Origin of the sequence: Mesorhizobium sp. M7A.F.Ca.CA.001.10.2.1 (genome assembly GCF_003998575.1) — a bacterium.
In the GTDB taxonomy this organism is placed as follows: Bacteria; Pseudomonadota; Alphaproteobacteria; order Rhizobiales; family Rhizobiaceae; genus Mesorhizobium.
Map to the genome: position 1 here is coordinate 1 of NZ_RZQY01000028.1, position 21,444 is coordinate 21,444.

The 21,444-nt window shown below is 64.5% G+C and carries 19 protein-coding genes; 13 read left to right on the top strand and 6 right to left on the bottom strand.

From position 1 onward, the window contains the following. Nucleotides 1-599, top strand: a 599-nt coding sequence (locus EN964_RS03625) for a metallophosphoesterase (RefSeq protein WP_127276168.1), incomplete at its 5' end; no start/stop codon positions are given. A gap of 300 nt (nt 600-899) precedes the next feature. Continuing rightward, nucleotides 900-1,694, top strand: coding sequence for an SH3 domain-containing protein (locus EN964_RS03630; protein WP_306663754.1), 795 nt, complete (start codon nt 900-902; stop codon nt 1,692-1,694). 338 nt (nt 1,695-2,032) lie between these two features. Here EN964_RS03630 and EN964_RS03635 read toward each other — a convergent pair whose 3' ends face one another. Next, nucleotides 2,033-2,668, bottom strand: a complete 636-nt coding sequence (locus tag EN964_RS03635; RefSeq protein ID WP_127269055.1) for a LysE family translocator — start codon at nt 2,666-2,668, stop codon at nt 2,033-2,035. 128 nt (nt 2,669-2,796) lie between these two features. Between EN964_RS03635 and EN964_RS03640 the strand changes: the two genes are divergently transcribed. Beyond that, on the top strand, nt 2,797-3,495 hold the full coding sequence (locus EN964_RS03640; RefSeq protein ID WP_127269054.1) for a YafY family protein: 699 nt from the start codon (nt 2,797-2,799) through the stop codon (nt 3,493-3,495). Nucleotides 3,496-3,666: 171 nt separating this feature from the next. Here EN964_RS03640 and EN964_RS03645 read toward each other — a convergent pair whose 3' ends face one another. After that, nucleotides 3,667-4,776 carry a Gfo/Idh/MocA family protein gene (locus tag EN964_RS03645; RefSeq protein WP_127269053.1) on the bottom strand — a complete coding sequence of 370 codons (1,110 nt, stop codon included), beginning with the start codon at nt 4,774-4,776 and terminating at the stop codon, nt 3,667-3,669. 155 nt (nt 4,777-4,931) lie between these two features. Here EN964_RS03645 and EN964_RS03650 point away from each other — a divergent pair, with 155 nt between their 5' ends. From EN964_RS03650 to phnN, 9 genes are all read left to right on the top strand, one after another. Further along, complete coding sequence (locus tag EN964_RS03650; protein WP_164748924.1) at nt 4,932-5,777, top strand: MurR/RpiR family transcriptional regulator; 846 nt, start codon at nt 4,932-4,934, stop codon at nt 5,775-5,777. Between the two features lie 141 nt (nt 5,778-5,918). Beyond that, entirely contained in the window at nt 5,919-7,853 is a 1,935-nt protein-coding gene (iolC, locus tag EN964_RS03655) for a 5-dehydro-2-deoxygluconokinase (protein WP_127276170.1), read from the top strand. Between the two features lie 34 nt (nt 7,854-7,887). Beyond that, nucleotides 7,888-9,738 carry a 3D-(3,5/4)-trihydroxycyclohexane-1,2-dione acylhydrolase (decyclizing) gene (gene iolD, locus EN964_RS03660; RefSeq protein WP_127271234.1) on the top strand — a complete coding sequence of 617 codons (1,851 nt, stop codon included), beginning with the start codon at nt 7,888-7,890 and terminating at the stop codon, nt 9,736-9,738. A gap of 223 nt (nt 9,739-9,961) precedes the next feature. Continuing rightward, entirely contained in the window at nt 9,962-10,879 is a 918-nt protein-coding gene (iolE, locus tag EN964_RS03665) for a myo-inosose-2 dehydratase (protein ID WP_127269082.1), read from the top strand. 58 nt (nt 10,880-10,937) lie between these two features. Next, nucleotides 10,938-11,156 carry a DUF3329 domain-containing protein gene (locus EN964_RS03670; RefSeq protein WP_127269081.1) on the top strand — a complete coding sequence of 73 codons (219 nt, stop codon included), beginning with the start codon at nt 10,938-10,940 and terminating at the stop codon, nt 11,154-11,156. Between the two features lie 322 nt (nt 11,157-11,478). Continuing rightward, nucleotides 11,479-12,291 (top strand): 5-deoxy-glucuronate isomerase, encoded by an 813-nt coding sequence (iolB, locus tag EN964_RS03675; protein ID WP_127269080.1) that lies wholly within the window; start codon nt 11,479-11,481, stop codon nt 12,289-12,291. A 153-nt stretch (nt 12,292-12,444) separates the two neighbouring features. Beyond that, entirely contained in the window at nt 12,445-13,152 is a 708-nt protein-coding gene (locus EN964_RS03680; protein WP_127276172.1) for a DUF1045 domain-containing protein, read from the top strand. 13 nt (nt 13,153-13,165) lie between these two features. Next, complete coding sequence (locus EN964_RS03685) at nt 13,166-14,305, top strand: alpha-D-ribose 1-methylphosphonate 5-triphosphate diphosphatase (protein ID WP_127269078.1); 1,140 nt, start codon at nt 13,166-13,168, stop codon at nt 14,303-14,305. Next, the gene (phnN, locus tag EN964_RS03690; protein ID WP_164748922.1) at nt 14,302-14,931 is read left to right on the top strand and encodes a phosphonate metabolism protein/1,5-bisphosphokinase (PRPP-forming) PhnN; all 630 of its coding nucleotides are present in this window, start codon (nt 14,302-14,304) and stop codon (nt 14,929-14,931) included. Before EN964_RS03685 ends, phnN begins: the two co-directional genes overlap by 4 nt. 39 nt (nt 14,932-14,970) lie before the next feature. Here the strand turns inward: phnN and EN964_RS03695 are convergent, their stop codons facing one another. The 4 genes from EN964_RS03695 to EN964_RS03710 form a co-directional block, all read right to left on the bottom strand. Further along, nucleotides 14,971-15,870 (bottom strand): aldose 1-epimerase, encoded by a 900-nt coding sequence (locus EN964_RS03695; protein ID WP_127271236.1) that lies wholly within the window; start codon nt 15,868-15,870, stop codon nt 14,971-14,973. Nucleotides 15,871-15,893: 23 nt separating this feature from the next. Continuing rightward, on the bottom strand, nt 15,894-16,889 hold the full coding sequence (locus tag EN964_RS03700) for an ABC transporter permease (RefSeq protein WP_027040007.1): 996 nt from the start codon (nt 16,887-16,889) through the stop codon (nt 15,894-15,896). Between the two features lie 53 nt (nt 16,890-16,942). Next, entirely contained in the window at nt 16,943-18,487 is a 1,545-nt protein-coding gene (locus EN964_RS03705; RefSeq protein WP_127269277.1) for a sugar ABC transporter ATP-binding protein, read from the bottom strand. 255 nt (nt 18,488-18,742) lie between these two features. Beyond that, nucleotides 18,743-19,705: a sugar-binding protein gene (locus EN964_RS03710; protein WP_127269276.1), complete on the bottom strand. Its 963-nt coding sequence runs from the start codon at nt 19,703-19,705 to the stop codon at nt 18,743-18,745. Nucleotides 19,706-20,280: 575 nt separating this feature from the next. Between EN964_RS03710 and EN964_RS03715 the strand changes: the two genes are divergently transcribed. After that, nucleotides 20,281-21,399 (top strand): LacI family DNA-binding transcriptional regulator, encoded by a 1,119-nt coding sequence (locus EN964_RS03715; RefSeq protein WP_206518854.1) that lies wholly within the window; start codon nt 20,281-20,283, stop codon nt 21,397-21,399. The last annotated feature ends 45 nt before the right edge of the window (nt 21,400-21,444 follow it).

The window sequence follows — 21,444 nt, forward strand, 5'->3', positions numbered from 1 at the left end:
ACCTGCCGACCGTGCGCGGCAACCACGACCGCCGTGTCGCCGCCGACCCCGCCGATGACACCATGTGGCCCTCCGACGTCTATGCGCAGGAGCGGCTGACCGAGACGCAGCGCCAGATGCTTTTCGCCCAGCCGCTGACGCTGGAGATCGCACCCGGAATCATCGCTTTCCACGCCCGTCCCGACCATGACGAGAAATATCTCGCCGATACCATCGTCAATGGCCAGCTGGTGCGTGCGCCGTTGGCGGCGATCCGGCGGCGGCTGAAGACGCTCGACCCGGCTTGCCGCATCGCGCTGTGCGGCCACAGCCACCGCGCGGAACTGATCCGCGTCCCCGATGGTCCCGTCATCTTCAATCCGGGCAGCATCGGCTGCCCTGCCTATGAGGATTCCACACCGCCGGCGCATGTCTCCGAGCAGGGCTCGCCGCATGCGCGCTACGGCATCGTCACCTTGGGCAGCAACGGCCAACCCGACCGCTTCGAGGCCATCGCCGTCGACTACGACCACGAGGCGGCCGCCAGGCAAGCCGAACAGGCGGGCCGGCCGGAATGGGCTCACGCGCTCAGAACCGGCTTCATGCCCCTGCCCGGCTGAACGCTCTTGCGTTCATGCCCGGCTGAACGCTCTTGCGCGTTCACGCCCGTCCAGCTGAGCTGCCTCACGGCCCGGCGGTCCGGGTTGAGGCTGGCGAAACGGCGAGCCGAATTTTCGGGCTTACATGGCGCCGCGTCGTCCCTTATAAAACCGGCCGGGCTTGCGGCGGGCTCGATCCGCCGCGGCACGGTATCAGCGCACGGCCAAAAGATGAGGCGCACAGTTACGCTCCGAACAACCCTCCATGCGCTGATTGCGGCTCCGCTGTTGATGACGGCGTGGCCGGTGATTGCCCCCGCTATGGCTGAAGAGATGGCCCAAGAGGCGCCGGAGCTCGTCATCTCCGTCGTCACCGGCCTGGCGCCGGACGACCTTCTCAAAGTCCGCACCACCGCATCGCCGGTCGCCACGGTCGAGGCGCGGCTGAGCAGCGGCGACATGGTCACCAATCTCGGCTGCAACGACATCAACGGCTACAAATGGTGCAAAATCGAAAGCACGGGCAAGGAGAAGCTGAGCGGCTGGGCGCCGGCGCGCTATCTCATCCCCCTCAATCCGGCTCCCTATGTCGAAGGCGAGACAAGACCGGCCGACGCGCCGGTGGTTGCCTCCACCGGCAGCGCCAATGACGCCGGGCAGTCCTCGGCGCCGGATCAATCCCATGCCACCGGCCCGGCCAACAGCGCGCCGGTCGCACCGCCCGACCTGACGGCGCGGCTTGGCGGCGCCGGCCCGGCAGCCGAAAGCACGCCAAAATCCGCCGCCGAAATCGGCCGCGCCGCCATGCAGGATGCGTACGTACTGGCGCTGGCGGCGCCTGACGTCTCGCCGGATCCCGAGATTCCCTGCGCCCGCTATGTCGGCCAGCCGATGGAGCGCTGCAAGGTCAGCGTGGTGCACACCGCCGACAAGGCGAACATCACTGTGACCTGGCCCGACGGCGGCACGCGCATCATTTCCTTCCGTGCCGGCCAGCCGGCCGGTTCCGACGCGCCCGGCGACTTCCGCTTCACCCGCGAAGGCAGCCTCAACATGATCCGCATCGGGGTGGCCGAGCGGTTTGAGATCACGGATACATTGGTGTCGGGGAATTAGCCGGACTCTTTGGATGTCGGCGAGACAGCGCCCCCCTCTGTCCTGCCGGACATCTCCCCCTCAAGTGGGGAGATTGGCAGCTTCAACTTCACAGCTTTTTTCTAACGTCGAAAATTGGCGAAAATGGTCGCGACGTCCGATCTCCCCCCTTGAGGCAGGGCTATCGCATATGGGTTCTTGCGAAGAAGGACCCTCCCCACAAGGGGGAGGGAACGCTGCCGCGCACCGATCCTTGGCGTCTGAAAGCCTCGGCAGTTTGCCATTGTCAGCGCCGGCGGGAGTCTCCCTCCCCCTTGTGGGGGAGGGGTTAGAGGTGGGGGTCTTCTTCGCAAGAAATCCTACGCCGCCCTTAATCCTTCCCATGCCGTGAACACCGACACGGCAAAGAGCAGCAGTCCGGCCGCCCGGCCGGCAAAAATGGTCGCCCGCGGATTGGCGATCAGAAGGTTGCGGCTGCGGCCAGCCGTGATCGCCAGTCCGCCATAGATCGCAGCCTGGGTGGCCACGGTCAGCAGCCCCATGACCGTCGCCTGCATCCAGATCGGACCGTAGTCCGGTTTCAGGAACTGCGGGTAGACGGCAAGCACGAACAGGTATGCCTTCGGGTTGATCAGGCAGGTCACAAAACCCTGGCGAAAGGCCTTCCATGCGGACCGGCTGCCGGCAGGCCCTTCCTGACCGACAGTGATGGAACTGCGCATCAGCGTGATGCCGATAAAGGCCATGTAGGCGGCGCCGGCAAGCAGAAGCGGCTTGAACAGGATCGGCACGAAATGCATCAGCAGGCCGACGCCGATGGCGCCGTTCAGCGTGTGCACCATGCCGCCGACCATGATGCCGCCGGTCGCGGCGAGACCCCTGTCGCGCCCGCCGGTCAGTGCATTGGCAAGCACGAAGAGCATGTCCATGCCCGGAACGGCGATGATGCCGAACAGCAGGATAAAGAAAAGCCAGAGATTTTCCGCATAGCCCATGTCAGTTGCCTGCCGCCTCGCTCCGCCAAACCGCAGCGGAACCTGTTGATTTTCAAGTCGATAGGCGCTCCTATAGGTCAGCCCAACTGACAATGCTGTGTCAATTGGGCTCGCAACCCGGGGAAAAAATGCGCAAGGCGTCACGCCTGTTCGAGATCATCCAGATCGTGCGGCTGGCGCGGCAGCCGGTGACGGCGGCGACGATTGCCGAGCGGCTGGAAGTGACGGTACGCTCGATCTATCGCGACATCGCAGCGCTGCAGGCGATGCGCGTTCCGATCGAAGGGGGCCGCGGCATCGGCTATATCCTGCGCCCCGGCTTCGACCTGCCGCCGCTGATGTTCTCGATCGAGGAGATGGAGGCGATCGTCCTGTCGCTGGCGCTGCTGGAGCGCACCGGAGACAGCGAGCTCAAGCAGGCGGCCAAGCGCGTCAGCGCCAAGATCGCCGGGGCGGTGCCACCACCCTTGCGCCAGGCCTTCGACGCCAATGCGCTGCATGCGTGGGGATTCGCCGCGCCCTCGACCGGCGCGATCGACTTGGCGCTGGTGCGACGCGCCATCCGCGACGAGGAGAAGCTCGATCTCTCATATCGCGACGAGATGGGCCGGGCCTCCGAGCGCCTCGTCCGCCCGATCGCGCTCATCTACTACGCCGAAACCGCCAACATCGTCGCCTGGTGCGAGCTGCGCCAGGCGATCCGCAATTTCCGCAGCGACCGGATCGAGGATTGCCAGGCGACGGGGTTGCGGTTCAAGGGCGAAGGCGACCGCTTGCGGCAGGTCTGGGTGAATGGATGGGAGATCAATGCGGCGGTTGGCGGCTGACGCGATTCTCCCTTCTCCCCCTTGTGGGAGAAGGTGGATCGGTGCGCAGCGCCGAGACGGATGAGGGGTGTTCCAGCGGAGTGAGACGTTGGTGTTCCCTGGAGCACCCCTCATCCGACCTCGCTTCGCGAGGCCACCTTCTCCCGCAAGGGGAGAAGGTGAGCCGCCGCCTCACCGCACGTCCACCCAGCGCTTTTCCTCGAAGGAGCGCGCCATCGCGTGCACCGTGCGCTCGATCTCCAGCCCTTCGGCGAATTCGATGAGCCGTGCCGGCCTGCCTTCAAGCCGCGTCAGCAGTTCGTGGCACTCGATGATCTTGAGGTCGTTGAAGCCGAGGCCATGGCCTGGCGCCGGCACGAAGAGGTCATAGGGCTTGTGGTGCGGCGCCACCAGGATGGTGCGGTAGCCCTGCTCGGTCGGCCGATCTGATGTGAGATAGAGCTGGAATTCGTTCGATCGTTCCTGGTCGAACAGGATCGACCCTTTCGAGCCGAAGATCTGGACGGCGATGCGGCCCTTGCGGCCCCAGGCCGAGCGGTTGACCAGCAGCGTGCCGGCAATGCCGCTTTCCAGATGCATCAGCACGCTGGCTATGTCGTAGGTCTCCACAGCGCGGCGGCCGCCGCTGGCCAGCTTGCGATCGGCATAGGGTTTGGCCATGTCGCAGATGACACTGGCGACGCGGCCGAACAGGGCTGAGACCAGCGACAGCGGATGCACGGCGAAATCGTCGAGCGCGCCATAGCCTGACGCGGCTTCGTGCTTCCAGAAGAACAACGCCTCTGGGTCGGCCATAAAGTCCTCGTCCATCTCGATGCGCAGATGGTTGACCTCGCCGATGATCTTCTCTTCCAGCAAAGCGCCGATGTGGCGGATGGCCGGGCTCTGGATGTAGTTGTAGCCGAGCGCCGCGATCTTGCCGGACTTTCTCGCCGCCGCTGCCATCGCCTCGGCCTCGGCAAAGCTCGGCGCCATCGGCTTTTCGCACCACAGATGCTTGCCGGCTTCGAGGATGGCGATGGCCATTTCCGGATGGAACTGGTTGGGCGTGGTCAGCGAGACGATATCGACTTCGGGATCGTTGACGACGGCACGCCAGTCGCCCGACGCCTTGGCGAACCCGAACTCGCCCGCCTTGCGCCGGGCAAGCTCTTCATTGACCTCGCCGAGATGGACCAGCCGTGGCTTGGCAACGTCGGGAAAGACGGCGCTGACGGCACTCCATGCGATGGCATGACACTTGCCCATGAAACCCGTACCGATGAGACCGACGCCGACCATTTTCCGTTTCTCCACTGCTTGAAGCGCTGCGTGGATGAATTAGTCCATTTTCTCTTGGAATGGAATGTCTGCCTCATTTTTTATGGTGTTCTTGCGCAGGCTCGCTATGATGATGCACAGAGGACGCTTCACGTATGAGCCTGGACAGAGCGACGATGGACGAACGGGTACCTCGCGATTTCGAGACGCTGCGCACCACCATCCTGGAGCGGCGCGAAAGCCTGCCGAAGCGCATCGCCCAGATCGCTGCCCATGCGCTCGACAATCCCGACGATATCGCTTTCGGCACCGCCGCCAGCATCGCCGCTTCGGCCGGCGTGCAGCCTTCGACCCTGATCCGATTTGCCCAGCAGCTTGGCTTCGATGGTTTCACCAGCCTGCAGCAGGTGTTTCGCGAACGGCTGCGCGAGCGCAACTCATCCTATGACGAAAGGCTGCAGGCGCTGCGCGCCAAGGCAGAGGGCGGCGCCGGCCATCGGTCGATCTTCGACGGCTTCGTCGCCGCCGCCAGCACCTCGCTCAACGACATTTCGCGCACGCTGGACGACGCGCATCTGGAAGACGCCATTTCCCTGCTGGCGAAGGCCGAGACCATCTACGTGCTGGCCAAGCGCCGCTCGTATCCGGTGGCGTCCTACATCGCCTATGCGCTGGGCAAGCTGAAGATCCGCAACCAGCTGATCGAATCGGCGGCCGGGCTGAATGCCGAGATGATCGGCTTCGCCACGCCGGCGGATGCCGTCATCGCCATTTCCTTCTCGCCCTACGCACCGGCCACGATCGAGGAAGCGCGCAGCATTTCGGAACAGGGCGTGCCGATCGTCGCCATCACCGACAGCTCGTTTTCGCCGCTCGCCCAGTTCGCCAAGGTCTGGTTCGAGGTTGCAGAGGCCGATTTCGCCGGCTTCCGCTCGCTGTCGGCGACAATGGCGCTGGCCATGGCGCTGACCGTCGGCGTCGGCGAGAAGCGACGCGACACGGGCCGCAAGCGCAAGGCCTGATCCATCGCCGAAAAGACACTTTTCACGGAAGGAACACTCATTCCATATTGACTATGGATTGGAATTATTATTTCATATTCCCGGCGCCACGCTGCCGCTCGCGCGTGTACCCCAACACAACAAGGCCGACGGGAGGTTCCAATGAGCGAAGCCGTGGACGCTGAATACGCGCCGCTCGACGTTATCACTATCGGTCGCGCTTCCGTGGACCTTTATGGGCAGCAGATCGGCTCGCGGCTGGAGGACATCACCTCCTTCGCCAAGTCGGTCGGCGGCTGCCCGGCCAACATCTCGGTCGGCACGGCCAGGCTCGGCCTGCGCTCGGCACTGCTCACCCGCGTCGGCGACGAGCAGATGGGCCGCTTCATCCGCGAGCAGCTGACGCGTGAAGGCGTCAATGTCGACGGCCTTAAGACCGACAAGGAGCGGCTTACCGCCTTGGTGCTGCTGTCGGTCGAGGACGAAGGCGTTTCGCCGATGATCTTCTATCGCTCGGACTGCGCCGACATGGCGCTGGCGCCGGAAGACATCGACGAGGCCTTCATCGCCTCGGCGCGCTCGATCGTCGTCACCGGCACGCATTTTTCCAGGCCCAACAGCGATGCCGCGCAGCGCAAGGCGATCCGCATCATGAAGGCCAAGGGCGGCAAGGTGGTGTTCGACATCGACTACCGGCCGAACCTGTGGGGCCTTGCCGGCCATGCCGAAGGGTTCGAGCGCTATGTGAAATCGGACCGGGTCTCGGCGCAGTTGAAGACGGTGCTGCCCGATTGCGACCTCATCGTCGGCACCGAGGAGGAGATCATGATCGCGTCGGGCGCCGACGATTGCCTGAGCGCCTTGAAGACGATCCGCTCGCTGTCGTCCGCCACCATCGTCCTGAAGCGCGGCGCCATGGGCTGCATCGTCTATGACGGACCGATCAGCGACGATCTCGAGGACGGTGTCGTCGGCAAGGGATTTCCGATCGAGATCTACAATGTGCTGGGCGCCGGCGATGCCTTCATGTCCGGTTTCCTGCGCGGCTGGCTGGGTGGCGAAGATCATGCGACAGCGGCGACCTGGGCCAATGCCTGCGGCGCCTTCGCCGTGTCGCGTCTGCTCTGCGCGCCGGAATATCCGACCTTCGAAGAACTGCGGTTCTTCCTCAAACACGGCAGCGAGCATCTGGCGTTGCGCAAGGACGAGGCGATCAACCACATCCATTGGGCAACGACGCGCCGGCGCGACATTCCCTCGCTGATGGTGCTCGCGTGCGACCACCGCGTGCAGCTCGAGGATGTGGCGGCGAAGGCCGGCGCCGATCCGGCACGGATCGAAGAATTCAAGGTGCTGGCAGTCAAGGCGGCTGCGAAGGTCGCCGCCGGCCGCGACGGCTACGGCATGCTGATCGACGAGAAACACGGCCGCAAGGCAATGTTCGAATTCGCCAGGCATTCCTTCGCCTGGCTCGGGCGGCCGGTAGAGTTGCCGGGTTCGCGGCCGCTGCGCTTCGAATTCTCGCAGGACATCGGCTCGCAGCTTGTCGAATGGCCGGTCGACCATTGCATCAAATGCCTGTGTTTCTATCACCCCGACGATCCGGCGGCGCTGAAGGAAGAACAGCAGCAGAAGTTGCGCGCCCTGTTCGAAGGCGCGCGGAAGGTCGGCAGGGAACTTCTCATCGAGATCATTGCCGGCAAACATGGCAAGCTCGACGACACGACGATCCCGCGCGCGTTGGAGGAACTCTATGCGCTCGGCATCAAGCCGGACTGGTGGAAGCTCGAGCCGCAGGCGTCGAGCGGCGCCTGGGCGAAGATCGAGGCCGTCATCCTGAAGCACGACCCGTGGTGCCGCGGCGTCGTGCTGCTGGGCCTGGAAGCGCCGCAGGACGAGCTGGAAGCGGCGTTCGCCGCCACCGCCAAGGCGCCCATCGTCAAGGGCTTTGCCGTCGGCCGCACCATCTTCGTCCATGCGGCCGAACAATGGCTGGCCGGCAAGATGTCGGATAACGAGGCGATCGCCGACATGGCGCAGCGCTTCGAACAGTTGACGGATGCGTGGCTTGCCGAGCGCGGCCGCAAGGCGGCATAAGAAGGCGCGGAATAGGACTGCGGAGGAAAACACCATGAGCAAGACAATCCGCCTGACAATGGCGCAGGCGCTGACCCGCTTCCTGTCACGCCAGATGACCGAGATCGACGGGAGCAAAGTCCCGATCTTCGGCGGCGTCTGGGCGATCTTCGGCCACGGCAATGTCGCCGGCATCGGCGAGGCGCTTTATCAGCTGCGCGACGAGCTGCCGACCTTCCGCGCCCACAATGAACAGGCGATGGCGCATGCGGCGATCGCCTACGCCAAGGCCAATTTCCGCCGCCGCTTCATGGCCGCGACCTCTTCGATCGGCCCCGGCGCGCTCAACATGGTGACGGCGGCGGCGCTCGCCCATGTAAACAGGTTGCCCGTCCTGTTTTTGCCGGGCGACGTCTTCGCCAACCGCATCCCAGATCCGGTGCTGCAGCAGGCCGAGGATTTCTCCGACGGCACGGCTACGGTCAATGACTGCTTCCGTCCGGTTTCACGCTATTTCGACCGCATCACCCGGCCGGAGCAGATCATTCCTGCGCTCAGCCGCGCCATGGCCGTGCTGACCGATCCGGCCGAATGCGGCCCGGTGACGCTGTCTCTGTGCCAGGACGTGCAGGCCGAGGCCTACGACTACCCCGAGAGTTTCTTTGCCGAGAGGGTCTGGCACCAGCGCCGGCCGCGCCCGGATCGCCATGAGCTTGCCGCCGCGGTAGCGGCGCTGAAGGGCGCAAAAAAGCCGCTGGTGATCGCCGGCGGCGGCGTCCTCTATTCGCAGGCGTCGGACGAACTGGCGAAATTCGCCGAGAGCGCCGGCATCCCGGTCTGCGAGACGCAAGGCGGCAAATCCTCGTTGCCGGACGACCATCCGCTCAACATGGCGGCGGTCGGCGTCACCGGAACTTCTGCCGCCAACCGGTTGGCTGAGGAAGCCGATGTCGTGCTGGCCATCGGCACGCGTCTGCAGGACTTCACCACCGGTTCGTGGGCGCTGTTCAAGAATTCGGGCAAGACCATCATCGGGCTCAACGTGCAGCCCTTCGACGCCGGCAAGCACCGCGCCCTGCCACTGGTCGCCGATGCGGCCGAGGGCCTGGCCGAACTCAGTGCTGCGCTGAAGGGCTGGAAGGCGCCGGCAAGCTGGACCGACAATGCGTCCTCCGGCAAGAAGGCCTGGCAGGCCGAGGCGGCCAAGGTGACGGCGTCGACCAATGCCGCCTACCCGTCCGACGCGCAGGTGATCGGCGCCGTGCAGCGCGCCATGGGCTCCGGTGTGACGCTGCTGAATGCCTCCGGCGGGTTGCCGGGCGAATTGCACAAACTTTGGCAGGCGGGCGCGCCCGGATCGTATCATGGCGAATATGGCTTCTCGACCATGGGCTACGAGATTGCCGGCGGGCTCGGAGCCAAGATGGCGAAGCCCGGCGAGGGGATCGTCGTCATGATCGGCGACGGCTCCTACCTGATGATGAACTCCGAAATCGCCACCTCGGTGATGCTCGGCCTCAAGCTCACTATCGTGCTGCTCGACAACAGAGGCTATGGCTGCATCAACCGGCTGCAGATGGCGACCGGCGGCGCCAACTTCAACAATCTGCTGAAGGACTCGCGCCACGAGGTTCTGCCCGACATCGACTTTGCCGCGCATGCGGCGAGCATGGGGGCGATCGCCGAGAAAGTGCCGTCGATCGCCGGGCTGGAAAACGCGCTGGCACAAGCCAGGAAGAATACGCGCACAACGGTGCTCGTCATCGACACCGACCCGCTGGTTTCCACGGATGCCGGCGGCCATTGGTGGGACGTGGCGGTGCCGGAAGTGTCTGTACGGCCGCAGGTCAACGCGGCGCGCAAGGCGTATGACGAAAAGCGGAAGATGCAGAGTGTGGGTGATTGAGGTCGGCGCTGCCCCTCACCTGCCTGCCGGCATCCTCTCCCCGTATAGGGACGGGGAGAGGGACGCTGTCACCACCGGTTTCGCCAATCACCGCCGTCGCAAGAAAGACGCCGAGGTCGCGGCTAGACCCCTTGTCCCCGTCCCTATACGGGGAGAAGGTGCCGGCAGGCGGATGAGGGGCGGCGGCAACCAAAGGATAACTGTTCTAAACCGGAGTGACGACTTGAAAGCCAAACTGGGCATGTCCCCCATTGCGTGGTGGAACGACGATCTTGCGGAACTCAGCGATGACGTGTCGCTGGAAGAATGCCTGCGCCAGTCGCGCTCGGCCGGCTTCACCGGCATGGAGATGGGCCGGCGTTTTCCCAATGATCCCGAAATCATGCTGCCGATCCTGAAGGCGTCCGACGTCACGCTATGCGGTGGCTGGTTCTCCGGCACGCTGGTCGATGGGGAGATGGCCGACAACAAGGATCGCATCCAGCCGATGATCGACCTGTTCAAGGCGGTGAATGCGCCTTGCATCGTTTATGGCGAAGTCGGCCGCTCGATCCAGGGCGACCGCTCGAAGCCGCTGGCGACCAAGCCGAAGCTGTCGGATGACGAGATGAAGGCTTACGCGAAACGCCTGACCGCGTTTGGCGAATGGTGCGCCGAACAGGGTATGCCGCTGTCCTATCATCACCACATGGCGGCGGTGGTCGAGACCGAGCCGGAACTCGATGCCTTCATGCGCTATTCCGGAGCCGGCATTCCGCTGCTGCTCGATGCCGGACATCTGGCATTCGCCGGCGGAGACGTGCTGCGTGCCATCGACAACCATCATACCCGCATCAGCCATGTGCATGTGAAGGACGTTCGCATGGGCGTGATCGAAAAGCTCGATCGCACCAAACAATCCTTCCTCGACGCGGTGGCGCTGGGCGCCTTCACCGTGCCGGGCGACGGCTCGCTCGATTTCGGCGCCATCGTGCAGCGCTTCGCCGACCATGGCTATGAGGGCTGGTTCGTGGTCGAGGCCGAGCAGGACCCGAAGAAGAACCCGCCACTCAGGATGGCACAGGTTGGCTACAAGGAATTGATGCGCGTCATGACCGCCGCCGGCTATACGGTCGAGACGCAAGGCTTTCCAAATGTCTAGTTTCCCAATGGCTGGTGCGACGGGTTCCCGGCGAGACCGATTGCTGTAGATTGGCCCTATGAAAGATTCCGAACACCCCTTCTTCCGACCTTTGTGGCGGCGTGTCGCCATCGTCGCGGTCTGCGTCATCTGGTCGATCATCGAGTTCGCCACCAGCACGCCGTTCTGGGGCATGATCGCGCTCGGCTTCGCCGGCTACGCCGTCTGGCAGTTTTTTTATCTCTACAAGCCTGCTGACGAGGCGAAGCCTTCGGTCGAGCCCGAGCCGAAGGAGTAACTGATCGCATGCGTTGGCGACTATCTTGCAGTGCTTCTCGTTTCGTCATCCTGGGGCGGAGCAAGGAGCGAAGCGACGCGGCGCAGACCCTAGGATCCATGCCATGACTTTGAAGCTGGTGTGACGGTGCAGAATCCGCTCCGCTGCGCCCTTCGGCCGAGGCAACGGCATGGATCCTAGGGTCTCCGCGACGGAGCTTCGCTCCTGCTTCGCCCTAGGATGACGAAGTTGGAAGGGCGCCGGCCGAAGATTTGCGATGGCCCTTTCAAACAGGCGGCTTGGCTTCACGGAGTCCTTCAAGCCAACGGAATAGGAGACAAAAATGTCGAAGCTGCTCGTCAAAGCCGACAAAGGCCATGGCCGCGTCGCCCATGTGACGCCGAAAAGCGCCGGCTGGACCTATGTCGGTTTCGACCTGCATCGGCTGAAGCCGGGCGAGAGCGTCTCCGGCAAGACGGAGGATCGCGAAGTCTGCCTGGTGTTCGTTACCGGCAAGGGCAAGGCTTCAGCCGGCGGCAAGGATCTCGGCCTGCTCGGCGAGCGCATGTCGCCCTTCGAGGGCAAGCCGTGGTCGGTGTATGTGCCTGAGGGATCGGATTGGTCGGTGACGGCGGACACCGGACTGGAACTCGCGGTCTGCTCGGCGCCGGGCCTTGGCGGCGGTCTGCCGGTTCGCGTCATCGGACCGGACGATCTCGGCCAGGAGGTGCGCGGCAAGGGCACCAACACACGCTATGTCACCAACATATTGCCGGAGGGCAAGCCGGCCGATTCGCTGCTGGTGGTCGAGGTGATCACGCCCGGCGGCCACACGTCGAGCTATCCGCCGCACAAGCACGACCGGGACAATCTGCCCGCTGAATCCTATCTTGAGGAAACCTACTATCACCGTCTCAACCCGCCGCAGGGCTTTGCCTTCCAGCGCGTCTACACCGATGCCGACGAGAATGGCCATCGCGCGCTCGACGAAGCGATGGCGATCGAGGATGGCGATGTCGTGCTGGTGCCCGGGGGCTATCACCCCTGCGCCGCCTGCCACGGCTACGACCTCTATTATCTCAACGTCATGGCCGGACCGAAGCGGACGTGGAAATTCCACAACGCGCCCGAGCACGAGTGGTTGATGAAGGCCTGATCGGTCGCTGCGTGAGCACTCGCTCCCTGGTCCAGCACGAAAAAATCGTCGGCTAATGACCCCGCCGCAGCGTTTTGTTACCTGAAAGCCAGCAAGGCTTCGTCAATTCGTCATGGAAATCACCTATGGCAGCGAAGCTGACAAGGACTTTCCATGCGCTACGCCCTCTATTTCACCCCCCGGCAGGACGAGCCTCTGGCGCGGATCGCCGCCGACTGGCTGGGCCGCGACGCGTTCGGCGCCGCGACGAGGCCGGTCGAAGCGGTGGCCGACCTGTCGGCGGCGGAAGTCGCTTTCCACACCGCTTCGGCGCGCCGCTATGGCTTTCACGCAACGCTGAAAGCCCCCTTCCGCCTGGCTGCCGACGAGACGGAAGCCTCGCTGCGCGCCGCACTCGACCAATTCGCCGAGGCGACGCCGGTGGTGACCATCCCGCGTCTCGTGGTCAGCCAGATCGACGGCTTCTTCGCACTGGTGCCGGAAGGGCCAGTGCCTGCGCTCAACCGGTTCGCCGATGACGTGGTGCGCGATTTCGACCGGTTTCGCGCACCACTGAGCGAAGCGGAAATCGAGCGGCGCAGCCCGGATTCGCTGAAGCCGGCCGAGTTCCGCAATCTCTGCCAATGGGGTTACCCCTATGTCTTCGAAACCTTTCGCTTCCACATGACGCTGTCGGGCCGGGCGGGGTCACAGGAAAGCCCTCGTTTGCGCGCAGCGATCGACAGCCTGTTCGCGGAAGTGCTGCAACAGAAGGTGCTGGCGGATGCGCTGACCTTGTTTGTCGAAACCGAACCGGGTGCACCGTTCATGGTGCTCTCGCATCACGCGCTCGGGCGCCGCCCGGCCAGAAAAACCGCCTGAAGGACTGCCTGAAATGACCGCCGAGACTGTTCTCCACAATGCCCGCATCGTGCTTGCCGACGAGATCGTCGAGGGTTCGCTGGTGCTGCGCGACGGCTTTATCGCCGGCATCGAATCCGGCATCAGCCGCATCGGCGAGGATATGGGCGGCGACTATATCATTCCCGGGCTGGTCGAATTGCACACCGACCATCTCGAAGGCCACTACGCGCCGCGGCCCAAGGTGCGCTGGAATCCGATCGCCGCCGTGCTCGCCCATGACGCGCAGGTGGCGACCGCCGGCATCACCACCGTGCTCGACGCCTTGCGCGTCGGCATGGACGAAGACGCCGACCTGACATCGGCCGACATCCGCAAGCTGGCCGACGCGATCGAGGACAGTGTGAAGCAGGACCGTCTGCGCGCCGACCATTTCATCCATCTGCGCTGCGAGGTTTCGGCACCGGACTGCCTCAGGGCTTTCGCCAATTTCGACGGCGACGAGCGGGTCAAGCTGGCGTCGCTGATGGACCATGCGCCAGGCCAGCGCCAGTTCGTCGATCTCGAGACCTATGCCTACTATTACCAGCGCAAGCTGAAGCTGACCGATCGCGACTTCAAGCTGTTCTGCGAAAAGCGGATGGCCGAATCGGCGCGCAATTCGGCGCCGAACCGGGCGGTGATATCAGCCGCCTGCCAGGAGCGCGGCATCGTGCTGGCCAGCCACGACGACGCCACATCAGGCCATGTCGACGAGGCGATCGAGCAGGGCGTGCGCGTCGCCGAATTCCCGACCACGGAAGAGGCCGCCAGGGCCTCGAAAGAGGCCGGGATGGGCGTGCTGATGGGCGCGCCCAACGTTATGCGCGGCGCCTCGCATTCGGGCAATGTCTCGGCCCGCACGCTGGCCAGCGACGGCCTGCTCGACATCTTGTCATCCGACTATATTCCCTTCAGCCTGATCCAGTCGGCGTTCTTCCTCGGCGATGTCGTCGAAGGCATTTCCCTGCCGCAGGCCGTCGCCATGGTCTCGAAGAACCCGGCCGATGCGGTTGGCCTGACCGATCGCGGCGTCATCGAACAGGGCCGCCGCGCCGATCTGGTGCGCGTGCGCGTCGACGACCATGTCCCGGTGGTGCGCACCGTCTGGCGGCAGGGAAGCCGGGTCGCATGATGGTGTCGGCGTCGATCGAGCGGGAATTGTCGGCCGAGACGTTTCCGATCCGCGATGGCGTTTTCGTCGCCGTCGTCGGCCCAAGCGGCGCCGGCAAGGACACAGTGATCGGCTACGCCCGCGCCCGCTTTGCCGACGAAACGCGGCTGGAGTTCGTCCGCCGCGTCATCACCAGGCCGAGCGATGTCGCCAGCGAGGACCACGACACGCTGGCCGATGCCGCCTTCGTCGAGGCCGAAGCCGATGGCGCCTTCGCCATCTCCTGGGAAGCGCACGGCTTGCGCTACGGCATCCCCGCCGATGTCGACTGGTCCGTCGCCAATGGCCGTGTCGCTGTCGCCAATGTGTCGCGCGCGATCATCCCCTCCTTGCGCGAACGCTATGCCAATCTGGCCATCGTCGAGATCACCGCCTCGCCTGAAGTGCTGGCCGAGCGTCTGGCGATGCGCGGCCGCGAGTCACGCGGCGAAGTGCTGGCGCGGCTGGCACGCAGCGCCAATGTCACTCTGTCCGGGTCCGGCGTCACCTCGATCGACAACAGCGGCCCGCGCGAAGCGGCCGGCGAACGCTTCGCCGAGGTGCTGCGCAAGGCGATGGCTTTTTCCGACATGTCGGGCCTGATCTAGATCGTCGGCTCCTGACGCCTCGTTCACGCGATGGGCGCTTTAAGCCCCAAGCGCAAAGGGCATCAGCGACACCGTGCCGGCCGAACTTTCACCTGGGGCGAGCACGATGGCGCCCTCGTCCGGATCGCTCCATCCGCCCCGGTTGAAAGCACCGGATGCCATGGTCTGCGGTTCGACGCAAAAGTAAGGCTTGGCCGGATCGGCGTACAGCATCAGGTGCTTGAAGATCGGATCGGCCTTGATGCGCAAACCCGCGCCGCGCGCCGGAAAGCGAAGCGTCGCCTCACCCGTCCAGCCGCCATAATCATTGTTGCGCCAGCCGGCGGGTAAAGGCCGGCTCTCGGCGAAGTCGAGTTCGGGCGCAAGCGCTATCGGATCGCCGGCGATGCCTTGCGGTTCCTCCAGATAGAACCGCGCGGCCTTGAATTGCAGCGTGACGTCCGGGTCGCGGTCGAACCAAGGATGCAGGCCGAAACCAAACGGCATGGAAACCGGCCCCGTGTTGGTCAGTGTCATGGTCACGTCGAGGCCTTCTTCGGACAGCACGAAAGCCTGCGTCGCGTGATAGGAGTAGGGTTCGAGGCTGGCTGCGATATCCAGCGACAGCGTTGCCTGGGCGTCGCCCGCTGCAGTGACAGTCCAGGGGTGTTTCCAGCCGCTGCCATGCACGTTGATGGCTTCGGGCGGATTGTTGGGCTGGACCCGCCAGCGCTTCGCTCGAAACTCGAAGGTATTTCCGGCGATGCGGTTGGCGTAGGGTATCATCGGGAACATGGCCACGCCAAGCACGTTGCCCGCTTCGCGATCATGGTCCGAGAGCCTGCGCATGAGATCGATGCCGCGCCAGCGCAGCGCGCTGAGGCTGCCGCCGATTTGCGGCACCAGTTCGGCTTCGAGCGCGCCGGCCCTGAGCGTCAACGGTTCAGGAATTGCAGCCATCGCCCGCCATTCGCCGCGAGGCGCTATTCCGCGGCCGCGCCGGCGGCGCTTTTTCGGGTGGCGTCGACCATCAGCCGCCGTTCCCGGAACACGCCCCATTGCTGGTCGACCAGCACGCCGATGAGGATGACGCCGCCCATCACCGCGAAGTTGAGCGAGGACGGGATGCCGAGCAGGTTGACTAGGTTCTGCAGTTCCTGCAGCAGCACCGTGCCGAGGATGACGCCGATCAGCGAGCCTTCACCGCCGCGCAGCGAGAAGCCGCCGAGCACGGCGGCGGCGATGGCGTAGAGTTCGTAGAACTGGCCGTGGCTGGCCGGAGAGATCGAGCGCGTGTACATGGCGAAATAGATCGCCGACAGCGCCGTCAGCACGCCGCAAATGACGTAGGCGGCGATGACGACGCGGCCGGTGCGGATGCCGGAATATTTCGCCGCCTCCTCGTTCTTGCCGATGGCGTAGAGATAGCGGCCGAACACCGAGCGGTGCAGCACCACCCACATGACGATCGAGATGACGATCAGCGCGATGAAGCTGTTGGGAACGCCATAGGAGCGCCCGGCGGTGAGGAATTCGAGGTCGGGAAAATTCTGGCCGAAGGCAAAACCCGCGGTGCCGTCGGCGGTGTAGAAGCGGGCAACGCCGCGGTAGATCAACAGGCCGCACAGCGTGACGACGAAGGGCTGCAGCTTGAGCCTTGTGATCAGCCAGCCATGCGCCAGGCCAATGATGGCGCCAAGCACCAGGATGAGCACGAAGGCCAGCGGCCATTCCATGCCACGCACGGCGATGAAGTCGATGAACAGCGTGCCAAGCAGCGCTACCACCGAGCCGACCGACAATTCGATGCCGCCGGTGATGATGACGAAGGCCTGGCCGATCGACAGGATGCCGAACAGGCCGATCAGGTTCGAGGTGTTGGCGAGGTTGATCGGCAACAGGAAGCGCGGATTGATGATCGCCACGATCGCCCCGACCACCAAGATCAGGATCAGCAGGCCGAGATCTTTCTTGCTCATCGTCTTCTCCCCAATGCCTGAGCGGATCGCGTTTGCGCGGCCCGTGGCAAGAACTATTTCGGCTGCTTGCCCACCGCCAGGAGCAGCACGTTTTCCTGGCTGAACCGGTCCTTGTCGAGAATACCCGAGATCTGGCCCTCATGCATGACGGCGATGCGGTCGGACACGCCGATCACCTCTTCCATGTCCGAGGAGATCATCAGCACGGCGACGCCGGCATCGGCCAATGCGCGCATCAGGCCATAGATTTCCGCCTTGGCGCCGATGTCGATGCCGCGCGTCGGCTCGTCGAGGATCATCACTTTCGGGTTCATGGCCAGCCATTTGCCGAGCACGACCTTCTGCTGGTTGCCGCCCGACAGCGTGCCGGTGCGCGTCTGCACCGACGGTGCCTTGATGCCGAGATCTTTCTTCTGCTTCTCGGCGGTGGCGGTCTCGGCGCTTGAGGACACCAGCGAGCGGCGCGCATGCGCCGGCAGATTGGGCAGCGAAATATTCTGGGCGATCGACAGGTCGAGCAGGATGCCGGTGAGCTTGCGGTCTTCCGGCACCAGGAAGATGCCATGCGCGACAGCGTCGGCCGCGGACGCCAGCGCGAGCGGCTTGCCGTCGAGCTCGAGCGCGCCGCCAAGCTTCGAGTCGATGCCGAAGAACACCCGCGCCAGTTCGGTGCGGCCGGAACCGACAAGGCCGGCAAGACCGAGGATTTCGCCGCGCCTGACGTCGAGGTCGACCGGCCGGCCGGGATAGGCCGGTGTGCGGATGGCCTTGGCCGCAAGCGCTACGGCGCCGGGCGCACGCGCAGCTTCGGAGGCTTTTTCGCGCTCCTTCAGCATGCGGCCGATCATCAGCTTGACCATCTGGTCGTGGCCGATGTCGTGCTTGCCCAGCGTACCGGCAAGCATGCCGTCGCGCAGCACGACGACGCGGTCGGCGACGCGCTCGACCTCGTGCAGGCGGTGCGAAATGAAGATGACGCTGATGCCGTCGGCCTTCAGCGCCTTGATGACGTCGAGCAATTTGTCGGTTTCGGCGAGCGGCAGGCTCGATGTCGGCTCGTCGAGGATGACCAGCCGCGCCTCGATCGACAGCGCCTTGGCGATCTCGACCATCTGCTGCTGGGCCAGCGACAGGGTCGCAACTTGGGTGTCGGCGGAAAAATTGGCGCCGACGCGCTTCAAAAGCGGCGCCACCATGGTGCGCAGCCTGGCGCGGTCGACGAGCTTCAGCGGCCCGGCGCGCAACGGCTCGCGGCCGAAGAAGATGTTGGCCGCGACATCGAGATTTTCGAACAGGTTGAGTTCCTGGTGGACGAAGGCGATGCCCGAACCCAGGCTGGCTTCGACGGAGAGCCTGTCATGCGCGGTGCCGTCGACCGTGATCGTGCCGCTGTCGGGCGTGGTGACGCCGCCGAGGATCTTCATCAAGGTCGATTTGCCGGCGCCGTTTTCGCCGACGAGGCCGATGACCTCGCCCGGCCTGACCTCCATGGAGAAGCCGTCCAGCGCGACGACGCCCGGATAGGTCTTGCGCACGTTCTCGAGGCTGAGGAACGGGGCGGTCACGGATGCAGCAATGGATGTGTCGGAATAGTTCATCATGCCTGACAGCGATTGGCGGAACGGCCTCCTCGCAGACTGACGGGCCTGATCGAACCCGTCAATAAAAAGCGAGGCGTCGCGCTGCCCCTCACCCTACCCCTTCCGGGGCGAGCCACTTGTCTCGCCCGTCCTTCGGACCCCCGTATAGAGACGGGGAGAGGGGGATTGCCAGCGTTGGAGCGCTTCCCTTCTCCCCGTCACTATACGGGGAGAAGGTGCCGGCAGGCGGATGAGGGGCAGCGCTAACGACGATCAGTTTCCAGACATCGCCTTCAGATTGGCGGCGTAGGCGTCGACGTCATCCTTGCCGATGATCTTGGTCGGGATGATGATGAGGTTGCCTTCCGGGATGCCCGACTTGTCGCCCTTGAGATAGGCAGCCATCAGCTTCATGCCCTGATAGGCCCATTCGAAGGGCTGCTGCACGACGGTGGCGGCAATGGTGCCTTCCTTGACGCCGCCCAGCGTGATCGGATCGTCATCGAAGCCGACGACGGTGATCGAGCCGAGCTTGCCGGCGTCGCGCAGCGCTTCATAGATGCGCGGCGTGTTGTAGGAATAGAAGCCGACCATGCAGGTGACGTCGGGGCTGGCGACCAGCGCGTCCTCGACATTCTTCTTGGCGCGCGCCTGGTCGATGTCGTCGCCGCGCACGTCGATCAGCTCGATCTTGGTGCCGGCCAGGCCGTCCTTCATGCCCTGGATGCGCTCCTTGGCGTTGTCGGCGCCGAGCAGGCCGACGAAGCCGAGGCACTTGCCGCCATTGGGCATCGCCTTCTTGGCGATTTCGGCCGCCTGCTTGCCGGCATCGACATTGGACGAGCCGATATAGGCGACGCGCTTGGTCTGCGGTGCGTCAGAGTCGGTGGTGAACAGCGCCGTTTCCGAGGCGATCTTGTTCAACCCATCGGTCGAGGTCTTGGGATCGACGGCCGAGACCATGATGCCCTTGACGCCGGCGGTCACCAGATCGTCCATCAGCCGCTGCTGGATGGCGACCGAGGACTGCTCGGGATATTTGAGCTCAAGATTGTAGTCAGGCAGTTCGCCCTGCGCCTTCTTGACGCCGGCTTCGGCGGCCTTCCAGAAATCGGAAGCGCCGTTGACGACGAAGGCCAGCGTCGGCTTGTCTTGGGCGCGCGCGATGGCCGTGGCCGACAGGCCAAGCAGCAGCGCGGTCGCGGCTACGGATGCAGTTCGTATCAAGGATTTCATGTTCAACCTCCCGTTTGGCTCAGTCGTTGGACCGGCCGATCTTGCATTAACCTGATTTTGGCACTGACCTGATTTGCCGTTTGCAGCGTGGACGCCCTCCTCCTCAAAGGGGTTCCCGGCACCGAAAGAATGGCGTCGTTCCAGCCACGATCATGGACCTTAGAGACTCATCCTTCGTTCGTAAATAGTCCGATTTGTCTGACATATCACATATCCGAGACAAGGGTTGCGGAGGTAGGTCCGCTCGCCACCGGGCCATTTTTCGTACTCTCCCGCCGCCCCGAACGTCACCGACCGGACGCGACGGATTGACGGTACAGGGCATTTTTGTATTAGTAAACAGTATTAGTTCCACGCCAATGCCGGGGTTTCGCGGTGCGCCCGCCGCCGAGCCGTGGTCACCGCCGGCCCGCCACCCAAGCCTTCCGCCCTTTAGGTTTTGGCTTGTATGGGGATTCATGGCGGATGGACCTCTGGTATACTAATAGTTATAAACGACCTTGGGGTTACCGCTATAAATCGACGGCGTCACGCCATCTTGCCGGCCTGACCGGCCTGCCAGACTGGGATTTGCCATGAGCGAGACGACGGATCGGGCCAGCGACACGGCGAGGCGGCGCAAAGCGCCGGCCAAGGGCGCCAAGGGCCGCGTCACCATGATCGATATCGCCAGGGCGGCCGGCTGCTCGCAGGCGACCGTTTCCTTCGTGCTCAACAATTCGCCAGGGATCAAGCTGTCGCAGCAGACCCGCGAACGGGTGATCGAAACCGCGCGCACGCTCGGCTACGCCGCGCCCGCCTTCTCAGCCCTCCACCCGACGTTGCCTGCCTTCGGGGGGCCCGCCTTCGAAGGGCTGGACGGGGTGATCGGCTTCGCCGTCGACCAGCTCGCCACCAGCCCGGAAGCCGTGGTCGCCATCGAGGGCGCGCGCCAGGCCTCGTGGAATGCCGGCAACGTGCTTCTGGTGGCGCAGACGCTGGGCGATTCCGTCATGGAGCCGCGCGCCATTTCAGCGCTGACCAAGCGGGGCATTTCGGCGCTGATCTACATGACCATCTTCACCCGCGAGATCACAGCGCCCGACTACCTCTACGGTCTCGACATCCCGGTGATCCTGCTCAACTGCTATACGGCGGACTATGCCTTCCCTGCTGTGGTGCCGAGCGAGATCGCCGGCGGCCAGAGCTCGACCCGCCATCTGATCAGCCACGGCCACCGCCGCATCGCCACCATCACCGGCGAGCCCTGGATGCAGGCCGCCCAGGACCGCCTGAAAGGCTACCGCCGCGCGCTCGCCACCGCCGACATCCCGTTCGACCCCGAGCTGGTGGTCGAAGGCGACTGGTCGGCCAGCGCCGGCTACGCCGCCACCGTCAAGCTGCTGGCGCTCAGGGATAAGCCCACCGCCATCTTCTGCCAGAACGACCGCACCGCGATCGGCTGCTACGAAGCGCTGAAGGAAGCCGGCCTGCACATTCCGCAGGACATCTCCGTGGTCGGCTACGACGACGAGGAAATCGCCCGCCACCTCTTCCCGCCGCTGACGACCTCGATCCTGCCGCATATGGCGATGGGCCAATGGGCGATCGAACAGCTGGAAGCGCCGGCGGCGCCTGGACGGGGGCGGTATCCGATTACGAAGCTGGAGTGCCCGCTGGTGGAGCGGGAGAGTGTGAGGGGGGTGGCGGGCTGACGGCGGCGCGGCTGGGCAGCAAAGGGAGCGCCGAACTGGACGTTG

What these genes read in the sequence shown, in the direction of transcription:
- EN964_RS03630 (WP_306663754.1), top strand. Translation starts at nt 900, where the DNA reads ATGGCTGAAGAGATGGCCCAAGAGGCGCCGGAGCTCGTCATCTCCGTC.
- EN964_RS03635 (WP_127269055.1), bottom strand. Translation starts at nt 2,668, where the DNA reads ATGGGCTATGCGGAAAATCTCTGGCTTTTCTTTATCCTGCTGTTCGGC.
- EN964_RS03640 (WP_127269054.1), top strand. Translation starts at nt 2,797, where the DNA reads ATGCGCAAGGCGTCACGCCTGTTCGAGATCATCCAGATCGTGCGGCTG.
- EN964_RS03645 (WP_127269053.1), bottom strand. Translation starts at nt 4,776, where the DNA reads ATGGTCGGCGTCGGTCTCATCGGTACGGGTTTCATGGGCAAGTGTCAT.
- EN964_RS03650 (WP_164748924.1), top strand. Translation starts at nt 4,932, where the DNA reads ATGGACGAACGGGTACCTCGCGATTTCGAGACGCTGCGCACCACCATC.
- iolC (WP_127276170.1), top strand. Translation starts at nt 5,919, where the DNA reads ATGAGCGAAGCCGTGGACGCTGAATACGCGCCGCTCGACGTTATCACT.
- iolD (WP_127271234.1), top strand. Translation starts at nt 7,888, where the DNA reads ATGAGCAAGACAATCCGCCTGACAATGGCGCAGGCGCTGACCCGCTTC.
- EN964_RS03670 (WP_127269081.1), top strand. Translation starts at nt 10,938, where the DNA reads ATGAAAGATTCCGAACACCCCTTCTTCCGACCTTTGTGGCGGCGTGTC.
- iolB (WP_127269080.1), top strand. Translation starts at nt 11,479, where the DNA reads ATGTCGAAGCTGCTCGTCAAAGCCGACAAAGGCCATGGCCGCGTCGCC.
- EN964_RS03680 (WP_127276172.1), top strand. Translation starts at nt 12,445, where the DNA reads ATGCGCTACGCCCTCTATTTCACCCCCCGGCAGGACGAGCCTCTGGCG.
- EN964_RS03685 (WP_127269078.1), top strand. Translation starts at nt 13,166, where the DNA reads ATGACCGCCGAGACTGTTCTCCACAATGCCCGCATCGTGCTTGCCGAC.
- phnN (WP_164748922.1), top strand. Translation starts at nt 14,302, where the DNA reads ATGATGGTGTCGGCGTCGATCGAGCGGGAATTGTCGGCCGAGACGTTT.
- EN964_RS03695 (WP_127271236.1), bottom strand. Translation starts at nt 15,870, where the DNA reads ATGGCTGCAATTCCTGAACCGTTGACGCTCAGGGCCGGCGCGCTCGAA.
- EN964_RS03700 (WP_027040007.1), bottom strand. Translation starts at nt 16,889, where the DNA reads ATGAGCAAGAAAGATCTCGGCCTGCTGATCCTGATCTTGGTGGTCGGG.
- EN964_RS03705 (WP_127269277.1), bottom strand. Translation starts at nt 18,487, where the DNA reads ATGAACTATTCCGACACATCCATTGCTGCATCCGTGACCGCCCCGTTC.
- EN964_RS03710 (WP_127269276.1), bottom strand. Translation starts at nt 19,705, where the DNA reads ATGAAATCCTTGATACGAACTGCATCCGTAGCCGCGACCGCGCTGCTG.
- EN964_RS03715 (WP_206518854.1), top strand. Translation starts at nt 20,281, where the DNA reads ATGAGCGAGACGACGGATCGGGCCAGCGACACGGCGAGGCGGCGCAAA.